The organism is Winogradskyella psychrotolerans (assembly GCF_018860545.1).
Lineage (GTDB): Bacteria > Bacteroidota > Bacteroidia > Flavobacteriales > Flavobacteriaceae > Winogradskyella > Winogradskyella psychrotolerans_A.
Genome location: NZ_JAHKPN010000038.1, coordinates 19623 through 43359 on the forward strand (window position 1 = coordinate 19623; position 23737 = coordinate 43359).

Sequence of the window (23737 nt, forward strand, 5' to 3'; positions counted from 1 at the left end):
GCACGCCATACTAATGACAATACAAATTTAAAATACTATAAAATGGAAAAGACAATTGAAAAAGAAATGATAAAAACGATAAATCCTACTAACGGAAAAGCACTCAACTCATATGAGTATTTTACTGACGACGCGGTTGAGACAACTATTAAAAAATCGCATGAAGCCTTTAAATCTTGGAAAACCAAGTCATTTGAAGACCGTGGAAAGATTATAAAATCCATTGGAAAAGAACTGCTTAATTATAAACCTGAATTAGCAGAACTCATGACTAATGAAATGGGAAAACTCTTGAAACAAAGTCAGCAAGAAGTCGATTTATGTGCCGGTATTTGTGATTACTCTGCGGATAATGCTGCAGAATTCCTAAAGAACGAAGAACGCGAATTACAAGACGGTAGTAAAGGTATAATTACCTACGCTCCTACTGGAGTTATTTATGGTATTCAACCTTGGAATTATCCATCATACCAAGTCATTCGTTATACTATTACCAACCTTATGGCAGGAAACAGTGTGCTTTTAAAACATGCGGCTAATGTCACAGGAACAGCAAAATTATTAGAATCTATTTTCACCGCTGCAGGATTACCTAAGGATTTATTTAGCGTCTTACTGATAGACCACGATCAATCTGATTTGGTTATCAACCATAAATTAGTACGAGGTATCACCTTAACAGGAAGTCCTAAAGCAGGCGAGATTATTGGTGAAAAAGCAGGAAAAGCCCTTAAAAAATCAGTCCTAGAGCTAGGAAGTAACGATGCCTACATTGTTTTAGAAGATGCCGATATAGAATTGGCCGTAAAAACATCTGTTATGGGAAGAATCTATAACAATGGTGAAACCTGTATTGCAGCCAAACGCTTCGTTGTGGTTGAAGCCGTATATGATCAATTTAAAGAAGCTTTTGTTAATGCTATGAAAGCTCTTAACATGGGTAACCCTATGGATAAAGACACCAAATTAGGACCTATCGCTAGAGAAGATTTAAGAGATACTTTACACGAGCAAGTAGAAAAGAGTATTGAACATGGTGCAAAACTCTTGTGTGGTGGAGAGATACCTAAAGGTGAAGGGTTCTTTTATCCCGCAACGGTTTTAGAGAACGTGACCAGTGGACAACCTGCTTACGATGATGAATTATTCGGACCTGTTGCTGCACTGATTAAAGCTACAGATGAGGACGATGCCATGCGTATAGCGAATGATAGCCGTTTTGGATTAGGTGGAGGTATTTTCTCTAAGAATGTAGAGCACGCTACAGAACTTGCCGAAAAACATTTTGATACCGGGATGGTCTTTATAAATAAATTCGGTACAGCCTATCCTAACATGCCCTTTGGCGGAGTTAAAGATTCCGGATTTGGCAGAGAACATGGTGGCTTTGGTATGAAAGAATTTGTAAACACCAAATCTATTATGATTGGCTAATATCCACATATCATATAAAAGAAAATAAAAAAAGCCCATCACATTTGTGATGGGCTTTCATAACTGAGGTTAAGCGATATATTAAATAACTTTTACGTTTATAGCGTTTAGTCCTTTTTTGCCTTCTGTAAGATCGAATTCTACGACATCTCCTTCACGAATTTCATCGATGACTCCAGAAATATGGACAAAATGTTCTTGGTTTGAACCTTCTTCAGTGATAAAACCAAAACCTTTAATGTCATTGAAGAATTTTACTGTTCCTTTACTCATTGTATAATATTTAAATTTTAATAATTACTTAATAGTATTCAAATATGGTGCCACAAATTATAAGATGTTAATCAACCGATTTATAAACGTTTACAAACCATTTATCGGAAAAACAAAGACAAACAACATGCAAATTATAGACGAAATCCATTTGCGCTTAACTTTGTCCTACAGATCTCCCTCTATCTATTAAATCTAAATATTATGGAAACAAAATTCTCATTGTTTAACCAGATTAATAGTTTATGTTACTGGTTATTAGTATCAAGCGATTATAGAACTTCAGTACAATTAGACGCTGAAAATGACACCTATAGTGTTTGCATAAAACACTGCGGTGTAGAACTTTACTCTAATGTTATTAAAGGATTTAGTAAAAGAAATGCCACCTTCTTAGAACACGAACTAGATGGTATGGTCGCTGGATTATTGCATTTAAAGCAAAATGTAGAACAGAAATCAGCCTAAATTAATTCATAAAATAACGTCAGTTCGAGTGAATTTGCCTTAGTAAATTTGTATCGAGAACTATTCATACTAATAACTTCTCGATACAAAATCCAAAAAAAAGAATTTCACTCGAAGTGACATCAATGTATTTATTTAAAAAAGGATGAAACTAGCGAGCTAGTTTTCTAAGCGCTACCCACTGCTTCAACATCTCCCTAGAATCTACCGCAGGATACCCTAACACGGTTTTTCCAGCTTCAACGTCATTCATAACTCCAGAACCTGCACCAACAGTAGCACCAGAATGAATGGTAGTATGATCTTTTATAGACGCAGAGCCTCCAATTACAACACCATCACCTAAGGTTACAGAACCTGCAAGGCCAGAACTTCCTGCCATAATACAAGAACGACCAAGTACACAGTTGTGCGCAATTTGCACCAAGTTATCAATCTTACAGCCATCTCCTAAAATCGTAGAACTGAATTTGCCACGATCCACGCAAGAATTAGCTCCAATTTCAACCGCATTACCAATGACTACATTTCCAATATGTGGAATCTTCACTAAACCTCTGCCATCATCACTAGGACGATAACCAAAACCATCAGCTCCAATACTCACGTTATTATGAAAAATACAATGACTTCCAATAACTGATCGTTCTCTAATCACGGTACCTGACCAAATTACAGTATGATCTCCAATAGTGGTCTCATCTAAAATTGTGACGTTAGGATAAATCGTGACGTTAGCACCTAAAACCACATCTTTACCAATGTAAGAACCTGCCCCAACTCTACTCCCTTCTCCTATTTTGGCAGAAGGATCTACAATCGCAGACGGATGAATATCGGTTTCAAAATGCGGTGGTTTTGGTACAAACGATTCTAATAACTTTGCCATAGCCAAATCAGCATTCTTAACTTTTATGAACACCCGATTCTCTCCTGGTTCAATATCAATAGTATCGTTAACAATCGCTAAACTCGCTTTAGAAGCTGCCCATAAACCTGCAAATTTACGATTACCAATAAAGGTCGCTTGGTTTTCAGTTGCTTTTTGAATTTGCTCTAATCCTGTAATTTTATGTGTAGTTGAACCTACAACTTCGCCATTTATAAAGGCATTAATGTCGTCAATTGTGAATGATATCATGGTGTAATATTGTCTATTAATTAATAATGACACAAGATAATACTAATTAATGAAAATGTGGTACGACGATGTTTGAAGAATTTGGCTAACTCAAGGATATTTTTATCCATTTATCAGAGTATAATGCCATATTGAAAACGCTTTATATTCAAAACGTCAAATTGAATAATCTTAAAGCATGAAAATTATATAGAAAACCTCGTGTAAACACATGCTCCTCGATACAAAATTCTAGAAAATACTGCAGATTGTCATTCCTACGAAGGCAGGAATCCACTATAGAACAGAATCACAACTATTTAATAATAGTGTTAAAGAGAAATTTCTTTAAAGCTTATCCCTAAAGCCTTCTGAAGATCCAGCACCTTTTGTATCTCCCCAGGGATGATTAATGCAATAGACTGCCCTGTTTTACCAGCTCTTGCTGTTCTTCCACTTCTATGGGTATAATACTCTAAGTGTTCTGGTAATTGATGGTGTAGTATAAAAGCCAAATTATTAACATCAATACCCCGTGCAGAAACATCTGTAGAAATTAAAACTTGTAAGCTTTCATTCTTAAAAGCACGCATTACTTTATCACGTTCTTTTTGTTGCATATCACCTTCTAAAGCGCCGACAGCAAAACCTTCTTTTTGTAATTGATGCGCCAAAGCCTGTGTACCAGCCTTTGTTTTACAGAAAATGATACCTCTTTCATCTTGACGACTGTCTAGGATTCGGGTAATCAAATTCACTTTGTCTTTAATAGAGGTATGAATAAAGTGATGTGAAATGTTTTCGTTGACCAAAGCATTTTTGTTCACCTCTACACGAATCGCATCTTTAGCCATGTAGTTTTTAACAATGTTTTTAATTTCGTCTGGCATTGTTGCAGAAAACAACCAGGTGTTTCTTTTCTTAGTATTGTATTGTAAGATCTTGGTTAAGTCTTCTTTGAAACCCATACTTAGCATTTCATCCGCTTCATCTAAAACTAAGATTTTTACGTTTGAAATATCTACGGCTCCACGCTCTACCAAATCTAATAAACGTCCTGGAGTTGCCACGACAATATGTGTCGTTCTCGTAAGATTCTTAATTTGTCTATCTATTTTTTCACCTCCATAAACCCCTTCAGAGAAAATTTTCTGATCAATATACTTAGTGAATCGAAAGAGTTGCTTTTGTATTTGCTGAACGAGCTCACGTGTTGGAGCTATAATTAAGGCTTGTACATCAGAATTATTGGTATCAATAGCATGTAAAACAGGTAAACCAAACGCTGCTGTTTTACCAGTTCCTGTTTGCGCTAAACCTATTACATCGGTTTTAGAGTCTAATAAAATGGGAATCACTTTTTCTTGTATTTCCGTTGGATTTACAATGTTGAGTTCTTTTAACCCTTTGATGTAATTCTTATGTATTCCTAATTCTGAAAATGATGCCATAGTGTTTTATTATTTTGCAAAGGTAATTTGTTCTTTCAATGAAATTCATCAATTCGAGTAAATTTTACGATTGACAACGAGTGAAATTTGTATAGAGAATAAGAATGATTAATAAGTATATGTTCTCGATACGATTTTTCATCCTTCAAAATCACTCGAACTGACGTTTTTATTTCCGATATAAGTTATAAATGTTGGTTCCGTTTTTTTCTTGAACTACCAACTAATAGGTCGGTAATCCTTCAAAAATTTACCAGACCAATGTTTACCCGTATTAATTCCATCAAATAATGGATCCATAACACGCGCAGCACCATCGACGATATCTAAAGGTGGCTGAAAATCGTGTAAGTCTTGTTTGCGTTTTGCTAATTCTGCTGGATCTTCATCAGTTACCCAACCTGTATCAACAGCATTCATATATATACCTTCTTTGGCTAAACTGCCAGCAGCCGTATGCGTTAACATATTTAAAGCTGCTTTTGCCATGTTGGTATGCGGATGACGATCTTCTTTAAAAAAGGAGTGGAACTTCCCTTCCATCGCAGACACATTAATAATATGTTTTTGACCTGTTGGATGCTTTTTCATCACTTCAGACAAACGATTACACAATACAAAAGGAGCTACAGAATTTACCAATTGTACTTCAATCATTTCTGTAGTTTCAATTTCGCCTAGTTTTAATCTCCAACTGTTGGTTTTTCTTAAATCCACTTGTTGTAAGTCAGCATCTAATTCTCCCTCAGGAAAAACTTCTTGAGACACCAAGGTATTATCAAAACTATAAGGAATCTGAGATAATTTAGCCGAAGCTCTCAAACCTATACCTGGTTCCGGACCATGCCATGTGACTGGCATATTTTTATTAGGTGACGCTCCAGAGGTTAATTCTTTTAACTCGACCAAACATTCTGAGTGATCGTTTAATAAATCGCGTGCAAACTTAGGCAACTCTTCTATTGGGCGTTCTTCGTTTGGCATTAAATGACTGTAGAATCCTGCTGGTCGTCGTACGGTTTGAGCCGCATTATTAATAAGAATATCAAGCTTTTCGTAGCGTTGTTCTATGAAATTACAGAAGATTTCTACACTCGGAATATGTCTTAAATCCAACCCATGAATTTTAAGACGATGTCCCCATTCTGTAAAATCTTCTTCTTGAGAAAAACGTAAGGCCGAATCTACAGGAAAACGCGTAGTTGCAATCACCGTCGCACCTCCACGTAATAACATTAAAGTAATATGGTACCCAATTTTTAATCGTGAACCCGTAATCACAGCCACTTGACCTTTTACGTCTGCCGTTTGAAAACGTTTTGCATAATTAAAATCGCCACACGCTTCGCACATGGTATCATAAAAATGATGCAATTTGGTAAATAGTGTTTTACAAACGTAGCAATTTCGTGGTGATTCTAATTCTAGTTGTTCTTTAGCTTTTAAGTCGGCTTCTGGTAATAATTTTGGGGCAACGAAAATATGAGCTTCTCGTGCACTTCGTATACCAGTTTCTTTTCGAGCGTTTTTATCTCTAGCCGCTTGTTTGCGCTTTGCTGCTTTTTTAGCATCTTTTTTACGACGCGAAAATTCCTCACGACTCGGACGTGATAACTGTCCTGATGCTTTTATTAAAGACGTTCGTAACGGTTTCGGAATTTCGAATATTTGGTCTGTATCAGCAACTAGTCGTTCTAATATAGAAATACAGTTTTCAATCTCATGGATTGAAATGTCTTCAGTTTTATTTGAATTATCGTTGCTCATAACTAATTTAAATACGACGTCTACCCTATTTTAAGCGTCTTGAGTTTCTTTCTTAGATTTTCTGTACAAATAGGTATTAAAAATACTTCGTCTTGCAAAACGCATTTGCTTATCAGAATTTAAAAATTTGATAAAAACACCTTTTGGCACTCCAAAATACTCATAAGTCGCACCATCTAAAAAGGTAATTTCTAAAAGTTGTCCTTTATGTTGAAAGTCTAAAATCGTAGAATTTGTAATTGTATCGGTATATTCTTCAAGATTTGCAGCTTTAGTTTCAGGAGCGATACTCACTAAAAAATGATAACCATCAATGATCTCTACACTTTTTAACTCAGCTTCCTCTTGTCCTGCGTCACCATCTTGAAATTTATCCGGATGCCATTCTTTTACTAAATTTCTATACGATTTTTTTAAAGTCTTTAAATCTATAGAATCTTCGATAGAGAATAACTTTTTGTATTGATTAATACGTTTCATTTTTAGTGTTTTAAAATAAGGCGCGAAACTACGCTATTTTATAATACAAAATCTATTTAATTCTTTTAATTACAAACCTTTAATCTTCAGGAGGAAATCCGTGTATTTCTTCAAATTTCTCATCGAAATTCGTTCTTAAGTATGAATTTAATTTCTTTTGATAATCATCTTTCAACCATTTTAAGAAATTATAAGTACTTCTACTGATACATTTCGCATAGGTTTCAATACGTTGATTAATGTCTTCTTTCAATAATTTTGCTAAAGCCAAAGCATCATAAACGTCTTCACTATTTTCTATACAAATTTTAGCGTGATGTTCTATTGAGCGCTCTAACACCACCTTTGAAGATTCGCCACTATCCACCGCATCTTTGTACGTCTGCTTAATATCAAAATACGTGTCTTCAGATTTTGAAAACTCTTCTTTTACTTCATCAGATAAATCATGCTTAAAGTTAGATTCAATCGCTTCATCATCTTTAATACGATCTGCATACCAATTTGGTGATTTAAAGATTAATTGCCAGTCTAAATCTGCTCCCCAAGGACCGAATCGATATAAATTATTTCCTAAATCAATAGTAGTAAATTTGGATTTATTATTCAAAATACGAGACCCACGACCAATCATTTGATAGTATAAGGTCAATGATTTTGTTGCTCTGTTTAATATAATGGTATCAATGGTTGGTTCATCAAAACCTGTAGTTAAGATACTTACAGAGGTTAAAATTGCATTTGGTGTCTCATGGAACCATTGCAAAATTTGCTTACGTTGCTTTTTCGTCGCGGTATTATCTAAGTGCATTATAGGCAAATCTGCTTCTTTAAAAGCATAGTACACATTAATAGACGTATTAATACCATTATTAAAGATTAGGGTCTTCTTCCCTAGTGAATGCTTTTTATACGCATCAATCAGCTTTTGCAACATGGCTGGACTTGAGTATAAATCTTCCGAAGATTTAACTGTATAATCTCCATTCGATCCGACTTCAAGCGAGGTTAAACCCATATCATAAGCATAGGTTTCTGCTCTCGCCAAAAACTCATTTTCTATAAGATTCTCAATAGTCTCACCAGTAATAAGTTCATCGTAGTTATCCTTCATTGGTAACTCTTTATTAGAACTTAAAGGTGTCGCGGTTACTCCAAGAATAAATGATTTTTCAAAAAACTTAAATAGCTTCGTAAATGAATTATAATGCGCTTCATCAATAATAACCAAACCAACATCTGAAATATCTAATTTTTCATCATTCAGTCGGTTGTTTAAGGTTTCAACCATAGCCACGAAACACGAATAGTCTGCTTGATCATCTAAATTCGCCTTACTATTCACCACTTTATTGGTCACACCAAAACCATCTAACATTTTAGACGTTTGGTTACAAAGTTCCACTCTATGGGTCATGATTAATACCTTCTTTTTATGATTTTTCAGGTATTGACGCACCATTTCAGAAAAGATTACTGTTTTTCCACCACCCGTTGGCAACTGGTATAATAAGTGATAATCCTCGCGTTCACTGTCAAACTTTTCGAAAATCTGACTTATAGCACCTTGTTGGTAGTCATATAATTCTTTATCGGTTTTCTTTTCTTGAACAGCTTGATTTGTTTGAGACATAAATTTAATTTCTGATTATCTTTTTAGAAGTTGCAAATTTACAACACTTTGGCACACAAAAAAAGCATCAAGTAAATTGATGCTTTTTCCAACCTAACCAAAACGCCAAACTAAACGTTCTGAATGCTATTAATCATGCAAAAAAATCACTTTTGCAATGGTTCAAAATTAAGAGAATTATAGTCTTTAAATTAGCTCATTTACAAGTAGTTCTAATTCATTTAAAAATTTTTAAAACTAAATTCCTATCCTTCACTTGAAGTGTACCAAGCAAACGGAACAATAATTATTATATATTTACGTTTCAAAACCTTATTAGATTACTTATTTCCCTCTATGAAATACATTTTATTAAGTATTGCCTTTCTATGTGGTACATTATTGGCATACACTCAAAACGATTCAATCTCTAATTCTTTAAAAATTGAATTGCAAAGCTATACAACTAAAACAGGGACGTTTATTGAAACTGTTGAAATTCCACTACTAACAAAAAAAGCTGTAGCTATTGATATTAAAGCAGATCATTGGGATACCACAGTACATAATCCCTATATTAATACGGTGCAACTATTTCCTTTAGAGTTAAATTTTACAGACAGCACTTATGCGTCTCCAGTATCTCACAAAAAGGTAATAACATCTCATTATGGTTGGCGCAATGGCCGAGGCCATAAAGGCATTGATATTGATTTAGTAACAGGTGATTCTGTTGTCGCTATACTAGATGGTATTGTGCGTTTTGCAAGATATGCTAATGGTTTTGGAAACACTGTGGTTGTGCGCCATTACAACGGTTTAGAGTCTACGTACGCTCACTTATCGCATATCGGAGTTAAGGCTAATGATACCTTAGCTAGAGGTCAATATTTAGGTAAAGGTGGCAATACGGGAAATTCTAGAGGGAGTCATCTTCATTTAGAAATTAGTTACAAAGGAGAACAGATTCATCCGGAATATTTGTTTGACTTTTCTTCCAAAAACGCGATCAGGTCTGAACAAGTTTGGGTAACGCAAAAATGGACACACGCTCGGTATCATAATTCAAGACGTGTGAGTAAGGTAACGGTTATAAAATCAGCAGACGAAGCCTTAGCAAGTTTAGCTGCACAACCTAAAATGTATATTGTAAAAAAAGGAGATACACTATATGATATTTCTAGACGTAACAATATGTCGATATCTCGACTTTGTAAAACCAATGCCATTAAACAATCATCTCCTTTGAAAATTGGTCAAAAATTAGTTTTAGAACTTTAACATAACATAAAAGACCGCTGCACTGTTAGTTCTAAGCATAACAACAGAGTAATTAGATTCAAAAGTTGACACTGCCTATTCTGAAAAAACGAAGTATCGTCATTTTGAAATTATATCGGCTTATTTGTTCTGTTTTCAATTCAAAATTCGAATGAAATTTTGATAATCTATTGCTATATTTTTCGTTTAATATTTTGAAAATTCTGTACTTTGCACCTTCTAAAAAATTAAGCCAAATTGAAAGTCTGTATTGCCGAAAAACCAAGTGTTGCTAGAGAAATTGCCTCTGTTTTAGGAGCGACCACTAAACATGATGGTTACTATGAAGGCAATGGCTATGCGGTAACCTATACGTTTGGTCATCTCTGTACCTTATTTGAACCTGTTGACTATAAGCCGTATTGGAAAAGTTGGGACTTAAACAACTTACCTATGCTACCCGAAAAGTTTGAAGTGAAGGTGGCTAATAATGATGGCATTAAGAAGCAATTCAATATTGTAAAACGTTTATTTGACAAAGCAGATGTTGTTATTAATTGTGGTGATGCTGGCCAAGAGGGTGAATTGATTCAACGTTGGGTTATTAATAAAGCGAATTATAAAGGTAAGGTTCAGCGTCTTTGGATATCATCATTAACGACTGAAGCCATAAAAGAAGGCTTTAATAACTTGAAACCTTCTGAGAATTACGACAATTTATATTATGCTGGTTTTTCGCGTTCTATTGGTGATTGGCTTTTGGGAATTAATGCTACTCGACTTTATACTGTAAAGCATGGTGGGTACAAGCAGGTATTATCTGTTGGGCGTGTGCAAACACCTACGCTTGCCATGCTTGTAAATCGTTTCAAAGAAATTGAAAATTTTGTACCACAACCCTATTGGGAATTACAAACCCTGTATAGAGATACACTTTTTAGTTATGAAGAAGGACGTTTTCTCAAAATGGAAGACGGGGAAATTTTAGCAAAAAAAGTAAAAGAGCACGAATTTGAAATCGTTTCTATCACTAAAAAGAAAGGCACCGAATACGCGCCAAAGCTATTTGACTTAACAGGATTACAGGTTTATTGCAATACTAAATTTGGATTCTCTGCAGACGATACGCTTAAAATCGCACAGAAATTATATGAAAAGAAAGCAGTCACCTACCCAAGAGTAGATACTACATTTTTACCAAATGATGTCTACCCAAAAGTAAAAGGCATATTATCTAAACTAACTGATTTTAAAAACCTTACAGAACCTTTATTAGATAAAAAGATAAAGAAGTCTTCTCGTGTTTTTAACGATAAAAAAGTAACCGATCACCACGCCATTATTCCCACAGGAATGCAAACGCATTTGCAATATAATGAGCAACAGGTCTATGATATTATCGTCAAACGTTTTATAGCTGTATTTTATGACGATTGTAAAGTATCGAATACAACAGTAATTGGAAAAGCTGCTGATGTTAATTTTAAGACTACCGGAAAAGAAATTTTATCGAAAGGCTGGCGTGTTGTTTTTGAGAAAAAAGAGCCTTCCACTGCACTCAGTCAATCAAAAAGCAAAGATGCCTTGTTGCCTACTTTTGTAAAAGGAGAAAAAGGACCACATGAGCCGTCGTTTTTAGAAAAGCAAACCAAACCACCAAATCAATTTACAGAAGCTTCGCTCCTGCGTGCTATGGAAACGGCTGGAAAGCAAGTTGAAGACGATGAGCTCAGAGATTTAATGAAAGAAAACGGTATTGGTCGCCCGTCTACACGTGCTAATATTATTGAAACGCTTTTTAGGAGAAAATACATTAAACGTAACAAGAAGCAAATTTTGCCAACCATAACAGGTATTCAATTAATTGATACGATTCAGAATGAACTTTTAAAATCGGCAGAATTAACGGGTTCATGGGAAAAGCAATTAAAAGATATTGAAAAAGGAGATTATAGTGCGAGTGCATTTATAAGAGGCATGAAACGTATGGTTGATGCCTTAGTTTATGAAGTGCGAAGCGAAAAGGTACAAACAAGAATTTCGGCTGTAAATAATAAACCCGTTGGAACATCGAAAGCGAAAACAAAATCGAAATCAAAGTCCTCAGCTTTGGTAGGAAGCGCTTGTCCTAAATGTAAAGCAGGCGCTCTACTCAAAGGAAAATCGGCCTATGGCTGTAACCTTTATGGCAAATCTTGTGATTTTACCTTACCTTTTAGTTTTGGAAATAAGAAAATATCTGAAAAGCAATACATTCGCTTATTGACTAAAGGCTCTACAGTAAATTTAAAAGGGTTTAAAGTTGAAAACAGTACCCAAGAAGGGTTATTACGATTTGACGCTGATTTTAAATTAAAATTTGAACCTAAGCAAACAGCTAAAAAACAAACGATTAATGCAGGTGATACTTGCCCTAAGTGTAAAACAGGAAAAATACTAAAAGGCAAAACAGCTTTTGGCTGCAGTAATTATAAGAGTGGTTGTGATTTTAGGGTTGGATTTTGATAGTGCAAACCATGAATTAACTATTTTCTAAATTTATTTAGGATATATAATTTTATTAATTTCGTTCATTAGTTGACAGGATTCATCTTCAATAATTGAAATAAGTTTTGTGTTTTTTGTCCTAAATATATAAAACATACTAGAAGTACATAAATCTAAATTCGATGTTTTTAGATTTTTAGCCTTTTGAACAAAATTATTTAGATCATATTTTAAATTATCACTTTCCAAGTAAATCCATTTATTTTCAAGCTTTCCACTTGAATCAAGGCTCATATCCATTTTCCTAAGAATAATTTCATCTTCACTATTAAAAATAAATTCTATAAGGGTTTCTGAGCCACCAAAACAGCCATATTCCTGATACAATAACTCTAAAGTATCTTTTTGTGTTAAATTTTCTATTTCTAAATCCTGAATATTTACTTCATCATAAACCTCATTTAACTTTTCCGGAAATTTCAATTCAATATTATGTCTTAAAACTAATTTTTCTTTGATAGTATCCCTCAATTCTGAAATATATTCTATGTGATATTCGCCTAGAGCTAAATTATCATATAATAGTGTTCGCTTATCGTCATCATCAGGAAAAAACAGTTTATACTCTATTTTTCTATTCGATTTTTTAAGAATCATATATTGCCATATTCCAGAATCAGGAGGTCTAACATGAATAAAATTTCCTTTAGGTGTATATTTGGTTGGTAACGAACTTCCCTTCAAAAAAGCTACCCCTTTTATGTTTTCCAATTCATGATTTAAAGAAGTATTTGTTTCTTCTACTTTACCTCCATTACAAGATAAACACAGAACCAATGTCAGCAATATAATTATTTGATATAATTTCAATTGAATCTATCTTTTATGGGCACAAAAAAATCCTCTTCAGAATCTGGACTACCATTTTTATACTTTTCTCCCATCACTTGAAAATGTGGCCTAGCGTCAATATCATAGCCAGATGTTGGTAACCATTCCGTCATTATTTTCTGATAAGTTGCACCTGCATCCATGCCTTTATGATTAAATATGGCATAATCTCCTTGAGGAATCGTAAACGTTGACATTGTATCTGGAAGATTATGACCATTTAAAACTTCTGCACAGGCCCAAATATCAAAAGGCGTTTCAAAATTATTGAAATCAGAATAAATTTGCATAGCAATTAAATCTTTAGAAGCTAAGTTTTCAATTTCATGTTTTCTTGGCATAAATCGTTTCCAAAGCGCAACGATTTTATGCTGTTCGTTCATTTTAATTTTGGAAGACAATCCGATTACTTTTATTTCAGAACAGGTTTTTATTTTAGGATTCATAGAATTACTAAACGTTTTAAACGTGAATATATAAAAAAAGCACAAGCGTTTAAACTTGTGCTTAAAAGAATTAGTATGAACACCAACCAATAATCTTATACTAATTCTTTATCCAACCAAAAAACTATGTTTTACATTTTAGGCAACACTACAGTATCAATGACATGGATAACACCATTAGACTGGTTAACATCTGCTATAGTCACCACAGACATATGACCTGAAGCATCCTTTAACACTAATGATTTTCCGTCCATCATCGCTGTGATCATAGCACCATTTACTGTTTTAAAGCTTGCTTGTCCACCACCTTTTTTAATGGCTTTCATAATAGCTTTTCCACTAAAATCACCAGCAATTACATGATAAGTTAATACCGATTGTAATTTTCCTTTGTTTTCAGGTTTTAATAACATCGCAACAGTTCCTTCTGGTAACTTATCAAATGCGGCATTAGTTGGAGCAAATACTGTAAAAGGTCCATCACCTTGTAACGTTTCTACTAAGTCTGCTGCTTTTACTGCTGCAACTAAAGTTGTATGATCTTTAGAGTTTACGGCATTACTAATAATATCTTTTGAAGCATACATTTCAGCACCTCCAACCATCTTCGTTTCTTGTTTCATTTTAGCTTGAGCCCCTAAAGTTGTTCCGAATAATAAGGCTACAGCGCATGTTAATGTTGAAATAAATGTTTTCGTTTTCATCGTTTTAAGTTTTAATATGTTTGTTTCTCTACCTACGAAGTTTTTGGAAGAGCGGTTTTATAAAACTTAATAATTTTGAAAAAAGATAGACTATTGAAGGAAAAATAAGGCACAAAAAAAAGCCACTATCAAAGATAATGGCTTTATTATTTTATTATAACGGTTATGCTTGCTTTACTCGCACTGCATTCATTCCGCGTTGTCCTTTCTCTAACTCGAAAGTTACTTTGTCATTTTCTGCAATCTCGTCAATAATACCACTGACATGTGTAAAATGCTTTTCATTAGTTTCCGTATCTATAATAAATCCAAAACCTTTTGAATTATCATAAAACGAAACTTTCCCATTTCTAATTGGGTCAAACGGTTCTTCGTCTGATTCTTCTTTTGTAGGTATACCAAGAACAATATTCTCAGCCTTTACCTTCACCTTCATTGCTGGATCTGGTGGAGTATCTGTTAAATTACCATTGTGATCTACATAAGCAATTGGGATACCATCTGATCCATTTTCTTCTCTTTCGAGTTTACGCGCTTCCATTTTCTTACGCTTATCTTCTCGTTTCTTTAATCGTTTTTTTTCTTTTTCACTTTTACTAAAAGTCTGTTGTGATTTAGCCATTCGTAGTTTTAAAAATTAATATGTGTGTGTGCTTTTGAAAATATCTATAATGCAAACAAGTTAATCAACTTAACAATGAATAGTATTAAAATCTAGTACAATAACTTTAAGGATAATGTTATTTGAGTAGTATATCTTCAATGAACCGGTGACAAAGATACAATATCTATACCAAATATTAAATTTTATAGCCTATAATCAATAACTAAAAGTCCACTTTACTTAAATTTCAGGTCAATTATACTCACTTTATGTACAATCTAGGGTTAACTGAATTACAGTTTCCATCGCTATATCACAATTAAATCACTCCAATTCAAGTTAAGCTAATTCGTTTATCGTTGTACTAATTTACCTGTATACAATAATTTAGAACTACCATTTCCTGTTAAGGTTAAAAACGCATTGCCGTTTGGTTTTACGACAATATTTATAGCATACACTTTAGTTTCTATTGTAATTGTAATTTCTTGGTTGTCATCATTAAACTCCGTTTCAATCTTAGAATTACTATCTTTTAGGGTATTAACGACCTTGTCTTTTGAAAAGCCATGTAATTGACCTTCTACATCCAACTTATTAATACGTATTTCGTTTATGGCACCATCTAGAATTTCGCGTTCTTGACTATTATGTATAACGTTTGCTACAAATTGATAGTGTTGAGAATTTACTGCTATTTTTGAACTGTGGTAAGTTGCAGCAAACATTTCTTCTTGACTTGTTTTAGTTTGTGCAATCACTAAAGTTGAAGCAGAAAAACTAAAAAGTAGGGCTAATAAAATTATTTTTTTCATAATTACTAATTCTTATTTTGGGTCTAAAATAGTATTTATTCGTTCCATTGCATCTTTATAATGATACGTTGTTTCTGTGTTAACATTTGTTCTCAATGCTGTTGTAAGGATTAGCTTAACCTTGTTTAATTCACCTCTAACCAAAGCTCTCACATCAGATTGATTGACATTAAAATATTGACGACTACGCTTTGGATCTAATTCTTCCGTCATTAATTTAAACATCGCATCTAAATAAACACGCTGCAAATTACGTCTATAAATTGAAACATTGGTACCTAATGTTGCCTCTGACCAAATTCCGGCTCTCAAATCGGTCAATACTTCTAAGGCTGAATAATTTTTTGAATCTAGCGCATTATGATCTATCAGTCGCCCTAATCGTTCAAAACTCAATAGATTATTTAAATGGCGCGCTTGTAAACTTCTAATTTTATCCGTGTAGCCAGCGTAATTAATATTTTGAAGTATCGATTTATCTATTAACCAATTTGGTGTTTCAAACGCATTTTCTTGCAACCAACTTAAAGCTAATTTTTGTTCGGCTTTAGCTACTGGATTAAAATTCACACCTTCTTGAGATGGGTTTTTAGTCTCTTCCACTACTCCACCAATATGAGTAACCACATGACCGATATAACGACTCCAAACGCTGAGTAATTCTCCATAAAGTTCTTCTAAGTCTTCATAATTATCAGTTTGATCGCTTGTCCAACTTGGTAAATTTTTAGCTACTATTTTTAAGTTTTTTAATCCATAAGTACTTGCTTTCATACTATTATTCCCTATATCTTCAGTTTGGGCTGTAGGATCGTAATTTCCACGACCTCCAAATTTATAAATAGGATCTCCGGCTTTTTCTATGATCCAACTATTTAGCGTTTCTTTCTCATCATCTGCCGATTTTGCTTCGTCAATATATCTGTAGCCATAATTTATAGCATATTCGTCATAAGGTCCTAATTGTCTAATAAATCTAATATTCTCATCGCCTGGTTGCGCAATATAATTGTAACGTGCATAATCCATAATGGTTGCAGCAATCCCATATTTTTGAGTAAAGTCACCATCTCTATAACTTTCTACATCATAAGCATAACTTGCACTCATGTTATGCGGTAAGCCTAAGGTGTGGCCAACTTCGTGAGCAATGACCATTTTCATCATTTCACCAATCTCTTCATCTGGTGTGTTTAAAGTTCTCGCCAAAGGATTTGCAGCTCCTGTTTCTAACAAATAGCGATTACGATACGAGCGCAAATGGTTATGGTACCATATAATATCGCTTTCAATAATTTCACCACTTCTAGGATCCGAAACACTTGGACCCGTGGCATTCCGTGTTGTACTTGCCACATACCTCACTACAGAATATCGGATATCTTCCGGACTAAAATCTGGGTCTTCTTCTTTACTTGGAGGGTCTTTTGCGATAATTGCGTTTTTAAAACCTGCAACTTCAAATGCTTTTTGCCAAAGTTCAATACCTTCTTTCATATACGATCGAAACTTCATTGGTGTGGCAGGATCTAAATAATATACGATGGGTTTTATAGGTTCTACAAGTTCACCACGATTGTAGGCTTCAATATCTTTTGGTATTAATTTCCAACGTCGTAAATAGGTTTTTCTATCCGATTTTAATGCTTCACTACTATAATCATATTTACTCAACGTGAACCAACCAACGCGCTCATCAGATAAACGCGGTTGCATTGGTGTTTTTGGCAGTAAAATCATCGATTGATTCATCTGAACACTAATAGTTTCATCACCAGTGTTTACTGGAGGACTAGACGCATTGTAGGTAAAATCTTGAATCACTTCGATATTCTCAGGAAAGCTTTTAACGGAATTGATAAAACTTCTCGATTTGTCTAAATTTTTCACTTTATAGGTTGAACGCAATCTAGACGATAAACCACTAATCGCTTTGACATCCGAACCATAAAAACTAGTAACATCGATGACTACCGAAGAGGAATCTTTTGAAAACGCTGCTATATCAAAAGCATATAAAGTAGGTTCGTAATTATTAGATTTTACAGACACATTGATTGGCAAACTATCCGCAGCTACAGCACTTGACGATTTTTCTTTGATGAGAATTTTATTTTTGAAACGCTCCCAGTTAATCATTCGCGTATTGGTTTTTGTCCCAGCATTAACATAACCACCACCTAAATTTGAAGGTAATTTAGAAAACCGACTCACCAATAACATATCAGTATTAAGATATTCCATAGGAATTTCAAAATAATACGTATCCCCTACTAAATGTACATCAAACAACCCACTATCAGAAATGGCATCTTTAGTAATTACCTTATCGTAATCTTTAATTTTACTATTCGTTTTTTTAGAAGCCTGTGGTTTTACTTGTGCTGTTTGTTGATCTCCTTTTTTCTTAGCACTTGATTGTGCAGTGGCGCACGATAATAAGATGAATGAACAAACGGCAAGTACTAGAATTTTTCTCATGGATGACACACTATTTAATTAAAAATACCGCTAAATATAAATAATAGAATTTTAGTTTTAAGGTAATTTCTTAAAAGCTGTTAAAGTCTGCTCTTATTCGCGTATTCTAAAGTACTTTTGCACAAAATTTAATGTTATGCCAAAATTATTACCAGTTTTTAGGATTGTAGCGTTGTTAGAAGGGGTTTCGTATATCTTATTACTGTTTATCGCCACCCCAATTAAATACCTTTATGAAGATCCTCAATATGTAAAATTATTAGGGATGCCACATGGTATTTTATTTATGGCTTATGTTGTAATTGCTGTATTAATTAGCGCAGATATGAAATGGCCAACACGTACCTTATGGATTGTGTTATTGGCATCGATTATTCCTTTCGGCACTTTTTATATTGATAAAAAATACTTAACAAAATCTCGTCGTGCTTAACATCAGACATACGTTATACAATTTTCTAAAAGAAGAAGGCTTATCTGAGAACACAGCAATGTATTTAAACATGCTTGGGCTTCTCTTGGCTTTAATTATTATTGCATTTATAGTAGATTATATTACTAAACGTTTTCTTTGGAGGTTTTCTGCAAGTGTTGCCAAACGCACCAAAACGGATTTCGACAACATACTAGTTACCAATAAACTTCCGAGAAACATTGCTCATATTATACCTCTTTTAATTCTCATTGAATTTGTACCTGAAGTTTTTGTTGATTTTGAAATTGCTCAAAATATTATAGAAAAAACATTAGAAGTTATTACTATTGTCCTTACTCTTCAAATTATAAGAAGTTTTTTAAGGTCTATAAAAGATTACCTAAAAACTCTAGACAGGTATAAAGATAAACCGGTTGATAGCTACGTACAAGTCTTTATGATCTTTGCTTGGCTGCTCGGTCTTTTTTCAATTTTAGCAATTATTACAGGGGTTTCATTCCTTAAATTCGCTACGACATTAGGTGCCGCTTCAGCCGTTATTATTTTAATATTTAAAGATACCATCTTAGGTTTTGTTGCTAGTATTCAGGTATCTATTAATGATATGGTTAGGATTGGTGACTGGATCACCTTTGAAAAGTATGGTGCCGATGGCGATGTGATTGAAATTAACTTGGCGACTGTAAAAGTTCAGAATTGGGATAAAACGATTACCACAATTCCTACGTATGCTTTAATTTCCGATTCGTTTAAGAACTGGAGAGGCATGATGGATTCTGGTGGACGTCGCATAAAACGGTCTGTTATTGTTAAAACCTCTACGATCAATTTTTTAACTGATGAAGATATTGAGCGCTTGAGTAAAATACACCTAGTATCAGAATACTTAAAAACGCGCTCTACTGAAATTAAGACTTTTAATAGTCAACATCATATTGACAAGTCCATTTTAATTAACGGACGCAACCTTACCAATTTTGGAGTGTTTCGAAAATACCTTCAAACCTATATTGAAAACCATTCTGCCATAAATAAAGATATGACTTTAATGGTACGTCAGTTAGAACCAACTGCACAAGGAATTCCGATGGAAATTTATGCGTTTAGTAGTGACCAACGTTGGAAAAATTATGAATACATCTTGGGAGATATCTTCGATCACGTTTTAGCTTCCGTAAAATATTTTGATTTAGAAATCTACGAATTAGCTTTAGGCAATAAAGATTAGTAATCCTTTAATCTGTCTTTAACAAACTCTACTTCTGTTTTACCATGAGGTTGTGGTTTTCCGTCTGGACCTAAATTAACCATAACGATGTTTTCTACTGAGAGTATCGTTTCTCTAGTCATTTTATTTCTGGCTTCACATTTTAAAGCTATTGAGGATTTCCCGAATTTTTTTACTAAAATACCTATCTCTACAATATCTCCTTGTTTTGCTGATGCCATAAAATTTATTTCAGACATGTATTTGGTGACTATCTTTGAATTTTCGAGCTGTATAACAGTATAGAGTGCTACTTCTTCGTCTATCCAAGCCAAAAGTTGACCACCAAACAATGTTCCATTAGGATTTAAATCTTCGGGTTTTACCCATTTTCTTGTATGAAATCTCATTATATAGTTTTTATGTTTTTTTGATGATATAAAGATACGACTAACTGATTATTATCTATTGAAAACGGCATTCGATTTATGAATGTTCTTATACCGAATGTTAATAAGACCGTTAACAAGATAATGTCACTAAATCATGACGAGCGACCTATTTACTTAATTTTAATTCCAAATTAATCCTTAATCATAATATTATGACGACTCGATTTAATAACCTACTTTCCATTAGACCCGAAATTTTATCTGCTAAAATTCATAAAGGTACTAGTGCAGATGAAGCATTTCAGAACAAAACCTTACGACCAATTATTAAGTTACAGCACGATTTACTTATTGCTGTTTTTAATAATTATATTGTAAAACACAAAAATGTTTTTTTCGATTTGAATTTAGATCAACAATTAAACTACATTTCAAATGCGATACAGAAGGATATTAAATTCAGAAATTCTTTGAAAGGCATGGTGATAGGTCAGTTTACAGTTGAAGAATACGAACGCTATATTCAAAACTCGTCTGCTTTAAACAAACGAATGATGAATATTGTAAAAGAGCGCCTCATTCAAAGTGTCCAGCTTTTTTCGTCACCAAAATCGCAATAAAAACTGTAGTTTATTTGGGATATCTCATTAAGACCATTCTCAATTTTTAAAGAACGGACTCACCATTTAAATTAGTCGTAAGAACATCACTCATATAATCAAAAAATGGTCTTACTTCTTTAAAGGATTGGTTAACGTCCTCTATAAAATTGTCAGACAAGACGTCTTTATCAGTATATTTTTTCACGAAAATAAATTGCTTTCTTCGAATCAAATCTATTGATGGATGTTCTTTATCAAAACCCTTTGGTGCGGTTTTTAATTCATCCCCTGTAAAATTCCCCCAAATTGTTTTAAAAGTTTTGTCGTCTAAAATAGCGCGCATTTCACTAGCATCCATTTCAAACTCCTTTCTTATACGTAATAAATCCTCTTTATTTGGGTCCCAAAATCCGGTTGCAATGAAAGATTCATCGTTGGGTTGAATATGTACATAATAACCACCTCGAAGTTCTGGTTTTTTTCTCACGAACGACCCACCAAAATGCGTTTTATAAGGCAATTTATTTTTAGAAAACCGTACATCTCTATAGATTCTGAAAATTTTAATTTTCTCAATCTGATCGTGAGTGCTCATCAATTCACCTAAGTAATTATAAGCCGATTTAGTTTTTGCCTCTATGGTTTTAAATTCTGGTTTATGGTCATTGAACCAATCGCGATTATTATTTTTTTCTAATTTTTTAAAAAATGTAAATAGTTCTTCTGGGATTGAATGTATCATGCTTGATTAAAAAGGGAGTTACAATTGAGCTTGTTGACTTTATAAATATATAAAAAGCTATCGGAATGATAGCTTTTTACATATATATTTAGAATGTGTTCAAAAATTAGTCAACGGCATCTTCAACATCATCGGCTGCATCTTCAATTGCATCTCCTGTATCGTCAATGGCGTCTTCAATCTTATCACCTGTATCTTTCTGTTCTCTACAACTAGTTGTCATTAAACTTAAACTAAATAAGGCTATAAATAAATAACTAAATTTTTTCATTGTTTTTTTGGTTTTACGGGTTAATGTTATTACAAATATCGGTATGATAATTGGGTTTGATTTGCTCTAACCAATCGTCTTTTAACTCAATTGATTCTACGCTTTAAATCCTATTCTAATTGTTGTTAACGGGTGTATTTGAATTTGGGGCATTCACATCGAGTTTATTGTCAAACTGTAATGTTCTTATTGGGAATGGAATGTTTATACCTTCTTTATCATAAGCCTTTTTAATTTCAATAATTGCCTTTGTCTTTGCCCTTAGTTTTTCGAGCATACTTTCTGCATCAATCCAAAAACGACATAGATAATTAATTGAACTATCTCCAAATTCAGTATAATAAAATTCAACATCTTCAGCAGAATTTACCTGCTCAAAATTATTAGCTATCACCTCTTTTGTTAATTGTTGAACTTTTTCTAAATCAGACTCATACCCTACACCACACTCAAGAAAAATTCTCATTTTGGTAGTTAAAGAGTAATTTTTTAATGGATTATCTAAAATCGTTTTATTTGGAATAATTACGATATTATTATCGGCCTCTTTTAAAGTGAAATCTTTAAGGTTTATATCCATAACCTCACCTGAAAATCCTGTCGTTTCAACCCAATGTCCAATTTGTATTTTTTTCCTAAAAGACAAAATAAGACCTGCAAACGTATTTGCTAATGTTCCTTGCAAAGCTAAACCAATTGCTAAACCAACAACTCCAGCACCTGCAAGCAATGAGGTTAAGGCTTTACCTAAATTTAAAACACCGAGTGCTACAAATAATCCTAAAGAAACAACGACAACAGCAGTTACACGTGAAATCGCACTCTTAATAGAGTCTTGTTCAATTCTTTTATTCGCTATTTTAACAACTAATCGGCTTATATATTTCGCAGAAAAATAAGCTGCTACCATTACGAGAATGGCAAGTATTAAATTCGGTATACTTTCTATTATGGTGTTGAACCAACCAATTAGTTTGTCCATTAAATTTCCTAAAGCGGTATTAAATTGTTCTTTCATTGTATCGTTATATATTTTGAATTACAAATATCGTAAGCGCAACGCTGTATTATTTGCTCTTATCCGAAGAGTGTTAACTCTATTAAATTAGAGCTAAAAACGTAAAAAACTAAAGTTTAAGTTACCTAAATTAAGCGTCCATATCACAGAAATATTCAGAACCTTTTTGTATCAAAACTCTCCGACTAAAATTGTTTTAACATAAAAGCGAATTGTCTTAATAATTGTTTTAGAATAAACTTGTGAGTTCTTATAATTTTCCCTATTATGCACTACTTTTAAAAACAGACAATATATTTATGGGTAGACCAGCAACAAGACCAACAGCACTAAAGGATGGTTTCTATATTGAGATTAGAAACAAAGGCTCAAAATCAGGTGTAAAATTATACAGTGGAACCAAATTACAGATGCATCGTGCTATAAAAATGTACGAACGCTCAAAAGAAGTTATCATTTTAGGTGAATCTGTCAATGGAAAATTTGTAGACAAAGAACCAAAATTACATGTAGCTGATTAAATAATAGAGTTTGTTATTTCGTTAATTTCATTTAAAATTAACACCTTACTATTCATTTTTCATTGAAAAATATTCTAACAGTATTTGTGTTTCGTTTTATGTATTTTAATGGAAAGTCAATCTCCTTATTTAAGAATACTTAGAGTTTTGAATTTAAATAACGATCCGTTATAAGTTCAAGATAAGAAAGTATGACAAATCAATTATAAAAGGTATTAGCTCAAAACGCTAATACCTTTTTTGTTATTCAAA

At 33.4% G+C, this 23737-nt stretch carries 24 protein-coding genes; 8 read left to right on the top strand and 16 right to left on the bottom strand.

Annotated features, from left to right (window positions below; genetic code table 11):
- The first annotated feature begins 42 nt into the window (after positions 1-42).
- Positions 43-1434, top strand: a complete 1392-nt coding sequence (locus KO515_RS12360) for an NAD-dependent succinate-semialdehyde dehydrogenase (RefSeq protein WP_215936655.1) — start codon at positions 43-45, stop codon at positions 1432-1434.
- 81 nt (positions 1435-1515) lie between these two features.
- Here KO515_RS12360 and KO515_RS12365 read toward each other — a convergent pair whose 3' ends face one another.
- Entirely contained in the window at positions 1516-1707 is a 192-nt protein-coding gene (locus KO515_RS12365) for a cold-shock protein (RefSeq protein ID WP_215936656.1), read from the bottom strand.
- Between the two features lie 204 nt (positions 1708-1911).
- Between KO515_RS12365 and KO515_RS12370 the strand changes: the two genes are divergently transcribed.
- Positions 1912-2175: a hypothetical protein gene (locus tag KO515_RS12370; RefSeq protein WP_215936657.1), complete on the top strand. Its 264-nt coding sequence runs from the start codon at positions 1912-1914 to the stop codon at positions 2173-2175.
- 151 nt (positions 2176-2326) lie between these two features.
- Here the strand turns inward: KO515_RS12370 and lpxD are convergent, their stop codons facing one another.
- From lpxD to KO515_RS12395, 5 genes are all read right to left on the bottom strand, one after another.
- Positions 2327-3316 carry a UDP-3-O-(3-hydroxymyristoyl)glucosamine N-acyltransferase gene (gene lpxD / locus KO515_RS12375; RefSeq protein WP_215936658.1) on the bottom strand — a complete coding sequence of 330 codons (990 nt, stop codon included), beginning with the start codon at positions 3314-3316 and terminating at the stop codon, positions 2327-2329.
- Positions 3317-3627: 311 nt separating this feature from the next.
- On the bottom strand, positions 3628-4746 hold the full coding sequence (locus tag KO515_RS12380) for a DEAD/DEAH box helicase (protein ID WP_215936659.1): 1119 nt from the start codon (positions 4744-4746) through the stop codon (positions 3628-3630).
- A 216-nt stretch (positions 4747-4962) separates the two neighbouring features.
- Positions 4963-6513: an SDR family NAD(P)-dependent oxidoreductase gene (locus tag KO515_RS12385; protein WP_215936660.1), complete on the bottom strand. Its 1551-nt coding sequence runs from the start codon at positions 6511-6513 to the stop codon at positions 4963-4965.
- Positions 6514-6543: 30 nt separating this feature from the next.
- Entirely contained in the window at positions 6544-6993 is a 450-nt protein-coding gene (locus KO515_RS12390) for a KTSC domain-containing protein (RefSeq protein WP_215936661.1), read from the bottom strand.
- A 79-nt stretch (positions 6994-7072) separates the two neighbouring features.
- Positions 7073-8626 (bottom strand): DEAD/DEAH box helicase, encoded by a 1554-nt coding sequence (locus KO515_RS12395; RefSeq protein WP_215936662.1) that lies wholly within the window; start codon positions 8624-8626, stop codon positions 7073-7075.
- A gap of 336 nt (positions 8627-8962) precedes the next feature.
- Here KO515_RS12395 and KO515_RS12400 point away from each other — a divergent pair, with 336 nt between their 5' ends.
- On the top strand, positions 8963-9886 hold the full coding sequence (locus tag KO515_RS12400; protein ID WP_215936663.1) for a peptidoglycan DD-metalloendopeptidase family protein: 924 nt from the start codon (positions 8963-8965) through the stop codon (positions 9884-9886).
- A gap of 237 nt (positions 9887-10123) precedes the next feature.
- Entirely contained in the window at positions 10124-12370 is a 2247-nt protein-coding gene (locus KO515_RS12405) for a type IA DNA topoisomerase (protein ID WP_215936664.1), read from the top strand.
- A gap of 33 nt (positions 12371-12403) precedes the next feature.
- Here the strand turns inward: KO515_RS12405 and KO515_RS12410 are convergent, their stop codons facing one another.
- The 6 genes from KO515_RS12410 to KO515_RS12435 form a co-directional block, all read right to left on the bottom strand.
- A complete protein-coding gene (locus KO515_RS12410; protein WP_215936665.1) occupies positions 12404-13222 on the bottom strand; it encodes a hypothetical protein in 819 nt (272 codons plus the stop codon).
- Entirely contained in the window at positions 13219-13689 is a 471-nt protein-coding gene (locus KO515_RS12415) for a GyrI-like domain-containing protein (RefSeq protein WP_215936666.1), read from the bottom strand. The genes KO515_RS12410 and KO515_RS12415 overlap by 4 nt, the downstream gene beginning before the upstream one ends.
- Before the next feature lie 131 nt (positions 13690-13820).
- Positions 13821-14396, bottom strand: a complete 576-nt coding sequence (locus KO515_RS12420; protein ID WP_215936667.1) for a fasciclin domain-containing protein — start codon at positions 14394-14396, stop codon at positions 13821-13823.
- Between the two features lie 163 nt (positions 14397-14559).
- The gene (locus KO515_RS18835) at positions 14560-15018 is read right to left on the bottom strand and encodes a cold-shock protein (RefSeq protein WP_252723863.1); all 459 of its coding nucleotides are present in this window, start codon (positions 15016-15018) and stop codon (positions 14560-14562) included.
- A gap of 335 nt (positions 15019-15353) precedes the next feature.
- A complete protein-coding gene (locus tag KO515_RS12430; RefSeq protein WP_215936668.1) occupies positions 15354-15815 on the bottom strand; it encodes a DUF4251 domain-containing protein in 462 nt (153 codons plus the stop codon).
- A 12-nt stretch (positions 15816-15827) separates the two neighbouring features.
- Entirely contained in the window at positions 15828-18296 is a 2469-nt protein-coding gene (locus tag KO515_RS12435) for a zinc-dependent metalloprotease (RefSeq protein WP_215936669.1), read from the bottom strand.
- A gap of 136 nt (positions 18297-18432) precedes the next feature.
- Between KO515_RS12435 and KO515_RS12440 the strand changes: the two genes are divergently transcribed.
- Both KO515_RS12440 and KO515_RS12445 read left to right on the top strand, forming a co-directional pair.
- Positions 18433-18729, top strand: a complete 297-nt coding sequence (locus KO515_RS12440) for a DUF3817 domain-containing protein (protein ID WP_215936670.1) — start codon at positions 18433-18435, stop codon at positions 18727-18729.
- Positions 18722-19960 carry a mechanosensitive ion channel family protein gene (locus KO515_RS12445; protein ID WP_215936671.1) on the top strand — a complete coding sequence of 413 codons (1239 nt, stop codon included), beginning with the start codon at positions 18722-18724 and terminating at the stop codon, positions 19958-19960. The genes KO515_RS12440 and KO515_RS12445 overlap by 8 nt, the downstream gene beginning before the upstream one ends.
- Here the strand turns inward: KO515_RS12445 and KO515_RS12450 are convergent.
- Positions 19957-20349 carry an acyl-CoA thioesterase gene (locus tag KO515_RS12450; RefSeq protein WP_178985294.1) on the bottom strand — a complete coding sequence of 131 codons (393 nt, stop codon included), beginning with the start codon at positions 20347-20349 and terminating at the stop codon, positions 19957-19959. The two genes, KO515_RS12445 and KO515_RS12450, sit on opposite strands and share 4 nt — an antisense overlap.
- Before the next feature lie 194 nt (positions 20350-20543).
- On the opposite strand from KO515_RS12450, the gene KO515_RS12455 reads away from it, so the two are divergent.
- Positions 20544-20951, top strand: coding sequence for a glyoxalase (locus KO515_RS12455; protein ID WP_215936672.1), 408 nt, complete (start codon positions 20544-20546; stop codon positions 20949-20951).
- A 46-nt stretch (positions 20952-20997) separates the two neighbouring features.
- Here KO515_RS12455 and KO515_RS12460 read toward each other — a convergent pair whose 3' ends face one another.
- The 3 genes from KO515_RS12460 to KO515_RS12470 form a co-directional block, all read right to left on the bottom strand.
- Positions 20998-21675 (bottom strand): DUF2461 domain-containing protein, encoded by a 678-nt coding sequence (locus tag KO515_RS12460; protein WP_215936673.1) that lies wholly within the window; start codon positions 21673-21675, stop codon positions 20998-21000.
- Positions 21676-21781: 106 nt separating this feature from the next.
- On the bottom strand, positions 21782-21946 hold the full coding sequence (locus tag KO515_RS12465; protein WP_215936674.1) for a hypothetical protein: 165 nt from the start codon (positions 21944-21946) through the stop codon (positions 21782-21784).
- A gap of 115 nt (positions 21947-22061) precedes the next feature.
- A complete protein-coding gene (locus KO515_RS12470; protein WP_215936675.1) occupies positions 22062-22964 on the bottom strand; it encodes a mechanosensitive ion channel family protein in 903 nt (300 codons plus the stop codon).
- 299 nt (positions 22965-23263) lie between these two features.
- Between KO515_RS12470 and KO515_RS12475 the strand changes: the two genes are divergently transcribed.
- Entirely contained in the window at positions 23264-23485 is a 222-nt protein-coding gene (locus KO515_RS12475; protein WP_179375806.1) for a hypothetical protein, read from the top strand.
- The last annotated feature ends 252 nt before the right edge of the window (positions 23486-23737 follow it).